We start from the raw sequence: 5,296 nt of genomic DNA on the forward strand, positions 1-5,296 counted from the left end.
GTCTGTTGCCTTCTTCCTCCTTGCTACAGGTGAAGAAGTCGGCTGGTCGGGATATGCCGTTGATGCTCTGCAAGAACGATGGTCTGCACTAACAACCGCCATCATTGTAGGCTTGGTGTGGGCAATATTGCATTACCCATCAATCATTCAACAGGGTCACGGTTTGATATGGATACTATGGGCAACTCTCGGTACTGTTAGTGTCCGGATACTTATGGTTTGGCTTTATAACAACACTGGGAAAAGTGTATTTGTGTGCATTCTCTTTCACACCCTAGCTAATATGGGGAGGATTTTATTTCCCAAAAATCAAACCCACAATCCGCTAGTTGACTATCCTGAAGTTCACTATTCAATAATTGCGATAGCTGCTGTCATTGTAATTTTTCTGTGGGGTTCAAAGACATTAGCCCGATATAGATATACTTGATTTCGGCCCCGTTGGTTTCCTGAAAACCTATGAAAGTAATATGTCATTTCCCCATGCTTGAAAATTTAGCTGGGCTAAGTAAATTAGTCCAGCAAAGCATTCAGGAAGTTCAAAAATAGTTATTAACAAAACAAGAAACTGTAGCCCACAGAATTTAGTAAAATAATGAAACAATTATTAACATATACAATTGCCATAATTCAGGGGGGAGCAAATCTAAATCTGCAATAAATTGGGATGATAAATTCCTTTAATCCTCCAGCGGTTATCACTTTCCTCGGCTAGAAATCTTGCACAAAAATCAATCAGCCTTTTAGGGGATGACTCTTGGGCCAACCCCACAATAAAATTGAACTTTAGCTTAGCTGGTCTGAAAGGCTGTTCGTGCAAATGGTGCAAGATGTCCGATCGCACCTTACTCTCTTCAAGGAACAACGATGAATTACGATATCTTTGACGAACAATACTACCTTTCGCAATATCCTTGGGTGAAACCAGCCATTGATGCAGGAAGCATCAAATCTGGACTAGAACACTTTCAAAAATACGGTCAAGCCGCCGGCCTCACAAAAGTATCGCGCTATTTTGACGAAGCTACTTACCTTGCTGGCAACCCAGACATCGCTGCCTTAGTCCGCACTCCCAGCAACCCAAACGCACCTTTTGCTACAGGCTTAGACCACTTTATCCAGTTTGGCTACGAAGAAGGCCACACCCCCGTATCGCCTGAGTACAACGAAGATTTTTATTTAGCAAATAACTCTGAGTTGCGATCTTTTATCGGGGCTAATGCAGCTTTCAAATCAGGATACCAGCATTTCATTCAATTCGGGGCAAAAGAAGGTCGTTTTGGGACTTCATTTTTTGAACCAGAATACTTAAGGAAAAACCCCGACATCGTGCCGTTTGTCAACTCTGGAAATTTGAAAACGGGTCGGGAACACTACTTCAATTTCGGAAGAAGCGAAGCCAGCCGCTCTGCTACTTTCGTCGGCACTCGCGGCAACGATATTCTCACAGGTATTGGCGTGGGGAATAACGAACTGATTGGAGTGGAAGTGGGTATCGATCGCATTGGCAATCGGCAATACGAAAGCTTTGGAACTAATGAATTTGATGTGCTGACTGGCGGGCCAGGAGTTGATACATTCGTACTCGGAGTTCCTGCTACAGCCACGAATAGCCCGATACCGCTGTATTTGAATAACGGTCAAGCTACTATTCGGAACTTCAACGCAGCAGATGATTTGATCCAACTGTCAGGAACTTCTTTAAGCACCTACGACTTAACTCCCGTTGGCAACAATTTGTCAATCCAGCGTTTTGGAGATGTGCTCGCCGTGATTGAAGGAGGAGGAAGTTTGAATTTAGTATTCCAACAATCTAATAGTAATAGTACTTTCTTGATTGGATAGTCATTGGTCATTGGTCATTGGTCATTAGGTAACGCCGATGATTCATGAATTTTTTATCTGGAAAACTAATGAGTATTCAAGCTCAAAATCATCCAAACATCAGGAGTAAAACATGGCTAACTACGCAATTTTCGACGAACAATATTACCTCTCGCAATATCCTTGGGTCAAACCAGCCATTGATGCAGGAAGCATCAAATCTGGACTAGAACACTTTCAAAAATACGGTCAAGCCGCCGGCCTCACAAAAATATCGCGGTATTTTGACGAATCTACCTACCTTGCCGACAATCCAGAGATAGCACCCTTCGTCCGCACAGTCAACCCAAACGCGCCCTTTGCGACCGGACTAGACCACTTTATCCAATACGGTTACGAACAGGGTCGCAGCCAAGTATCGCCTGAGTATGACGAAGCGTTTTATGTAGCAAATAACCGAGATATATTGCCGTTTATTCAGAATGGAACTTTTAAAAATGGCTACCAGCACTTCCTTCAATTCGGAATCAAAGACGGTCGGTTTGGAACTTCATTTTTGGAATCGGACTACTTACAGAAAAACCGCGATATTGTGCCGTTTGTCAACTCTGGAGCCTTAAAAACTGGTCGCGAACACTACTTCAAGTTCGGAAGTTCCGATCCAAGCCGCTCTGCGACTTTTGTTGGAACTTCCGGCAATGACATTATAACGGGTTCCGGGGTGGGGAATGCCGAATTAATTGGAGTTGAAATAGGTGTAGAACCTCATTACGGTGCCCGATTGTATGAAAGTGATGGCAGCAATGAATTTGATACTCTCATTGGCGGTATCGGTCGTGATAAATTTGTGTTGGGCGAATATCAAGACTTCGCCCGTAATGTGTCATTGCGTGGAGTACAGTATTACATCGGGCCGGGTTTTGCTACAATTCGGAACTTTACCAAAGGTCAAGATAGCATCCAGTTATTAGTGGATTCCTCAGATCAGTTATTGGTGTTTCCCATCAACAATAATCGAGATTTAGCTATCCAAAGGAAAGGCTATCCCACCTTTGAGAATGGAGTTTCTGTTCCCTCAACCAGTCCATTTGATACAATTGGTGTTATTGAAGGTGGCGGAAATCTCAGTTTGAATCTATCACCAGGATCTGGTTTCACACGTTTACTTACGTAGAAATCTCGAAGCTATTCAGGATTTGCCCGATCGCTGCTGGGAGTACGATCGCACATTCAACAAAATCTGCGATCGCACTTGCCGATGCCAACAACTCGCCTTTCGCGACTGTACTTTACTTTTTTTAAAAAAGCAACCATGAATTACGACATTTTCGACGAAAAATACTACCTCGCCCAATATCCGTGGCTGAAACCAGCCATTGATGCCGGAAGCATCAAATCTGGGAAAGAACACTTTGAAAAATTCGGTCAAGCCGCCGGCTTAACTAAAGTATCGCGGTATTTTGACGAAGCTACTTACCTCGCTGGCAGCCCAGACATCGCTGCCTTAGTCCGCACTCCTAGCAACCCAAACGCGCCTTTTGCAACCGGACTAGACCACTTTATCAAATTAGGTTACGAAGAAGGTCGTACCCCCGTATCGCCTGAGTATGACGAAACGTTTTATCTAGCAAATAACCGAGATTTACTGCCGTTTATTCAGAACGGAACTTTCAAATCAGGCTACCAGCACTTCATTCAATTCGGGGTAAAAGAAGGTCGTTTTGGAACTTCATTTTTTGAAACAGAATACTTACGGAAAAACCCCGATATTGTACCATTTGTCAACTCTGGAACCTTGAAAACTGGTCGGGAACACTACTTCAATTTTGGGAAAAACGAGCCAAGCCGGTCTGCGACTTTTGTCGGAAGTTCTGGGAATGACATCCTCACCGGTTCCGGGGTGGGGAAAGTTGAATTAATTGCAGTTGAAGTAGGTTTAGCTACAGGTAATGGCTTTGGAAGCACTCGACTTTATGAAAGTGATGGCAGTAATGAATTCGATATTCTCATTGGCGGTAGCGGCCGCGATACATTTGCGCTTGGTAAGGAGAACATAAGCCGTAGGGGATCGCCACTAGGATCGACACAGTTTTATATCGGGCCGGGTTTTGCTACAATTCGGAACTTTAATCAAGGTCAGGATACTATTCAGCTAGCAGGATCTTTCACACTATCAAATTCTTACTTAGATATATTCTCGGTGTTTCCCATTAACAATGGTCGAGATTTAGCTATCCAAACGAAGGGCTTTAGGAACTATATAAATGGACTGCCATCAATCAGTAACTTTGATACGATCGCTGTTATTGAAGGCGGCGGAAATCTGACATTGAATCAATTACCATCATCTCCAGATTATACATTTTCACTTGGATAGAAATCTCGAAGTTATTAGGGATTTGCTTGATCGCTACTGGGGAGTGCGATCGCACATTCGCAAAAAGGGATCTCGCACTTTTGTCTTTGCCATAAAAATAAAACAGACTTAACAATAATTAACTTGACATAGTGAGTTAGTAGAGTTAGTTATAGTGAGTCAAGTTTAATCCACAAGTAAGCAGACTAAGCTTGGAGAAATAATTATGACTAATTATGACATTTTTGACGAACCATACTACCTGGCGCAATTTCCTTGGGTGAAACCGGCTATTGTAATTTTTCTGTGGGGATCAAAGACATTAGCTCGGTATAGATATACTTGATTTATTTTATTAGAATCAGCATAAGAACACTAAAAATACTATTTACACAAAATGAAAAATTAAACGCATGATAATCTCGCCCCAAAATTTAGTCAATCACAATCATGGATAACAGCCTACTCGAAAACAAGTCACCACTCAAATTCTTTTTGTTGGTACTTTTGCTTTCAATTCCCTTTTTGATACTGGGTGCTATGGCTGGGGATTTAACTAAAATACTGCCTATAAAACTCCCAATAAGTGCGCTAATGACTTTCTGCCCTCTATTAGCGGCAACAATTCTTGTTTATAAACAACGAGAAATGCAGGGAGTTAAGGAACTGTTGAAACTATCCTTCGACTTTAAAAAAATCAAAAATAAAAAATGGTATATACCTATTGTTTTTGTTATGCCCGTCATAGCAGTGCTTTCTTATTGGTACATGAAGATGACAGGAGCAATGCTACCTGAACCACAGACACCACTTCTATTTACTTTTATTTCTTTCTTCATATTCTTAATCGCTGCAATTGGCGAAGAGGTTGGTTGGTCGGGCTATGCTATTGACCCAATGCAAAATAAATGGGGTGCATTAAAAGCAAGTATCATTTTGGGATTGGTGTGGGCAATATGGCACATCATACCTTACAGCCAAGCTCACCAAACTCCGATATGGATAGTTTGGCAATGCATCAGTACCGTTTTTTTACGGGTTATCATAGTCTGGATCTACAACAATACAGTTAAAAGCGTGTTTGCAACGATTCTCTTTCATGCCATGATTAACGTC

General features: G+C 42.0%; 5 protein-coding genes. All 5 read left to right on the forward strand.

Annotation, left to right across the window (positions count from 1 at the left end; translation table 11 throughout):
- Window positions 1-430 (forward strand): CPBP family intramembrane glutamic endopeptidase (locus ACUVJL_RS13605; RefSeq protein WP_445246333.1); only part of this gene is annotated, 430 nt, incomplete at its 5' end.
- A 437-nt stretch (window positions 431-867) separates the two neighbouring features.
- Window positions 868-1,845, forward strand: coding sequence for a calcium-binding protein (locus ACUVJL_RS13610; protein ID WP_445246334.1), 978 nt, complete (start codon window positions 868-870; stop codon window positions 1,843-1,845).
- Between the two features lie 112 nt (window positions 1,846-1,957).
- Entirely contained in the window at window positions 1,958-2,998 is a 1,041-nt protein-coding gene (locus ACUVJL_RS13615) for a calcium-binding protein (protein ID WP_445246335.1), read from the forward strand.
- Window positions 2,999-3,136: 138 nt separating this feature from the next.
- Window positions 3,137-4,201 (forward strand): calcium-binding protein, encoded by a 1,065-nt coding sequence (locus ACUVJL_RS13620; protein WP_445246336.1) that lies wholly within the window; start codon window positions 3,137-3,139, stop codon window positions 4,199-4,201.
- A gap of 429 nt (window positions 4,202-4,630) precedes the next feature.
- The coding region (locus ACUVJL_RS13625) for a CPBP family intramembrane glutamic endopeptidase (protein ID WP_445246337.1) at window positions 4,631-5,296 on the forward strand (666 nt) is incomplete at its 3' end.

It is taken from the genome of Microcoleus sp. OTE_8_concoct_300 (assembly GCF_031383065.1).
Classification (GTDB): Bacteria; Cyanobacteriota; Cyanobacteriia; order Cyanobacteriales; family Microcoleaceae; genus Microcoleus.

Excerpts from the sequence above, each read along its gene's own strand:
- ACUVJL_RS13610 (WP_445246334.1), top strand. The coding sequence starts at position 868 with ATGAATTACGATATCTTTGACGAACAATACTACCTTTCGCAATATCCT.
- ACUVJL_RS13615 (WP_445246335.1), top strand. The coding sequence starts at position 1,958 with ATGGCTAACTACGCAATTTTCGACGAACAATATTACCTCTCGCAATAT.
- ACUVJL_RS13620 (WP_445246336.1), top strand. The coding sequence starts at position 3,137 with ATGAATTACGACATTTTCGACGAAAAATACTACCTCGCCCAATATCCG.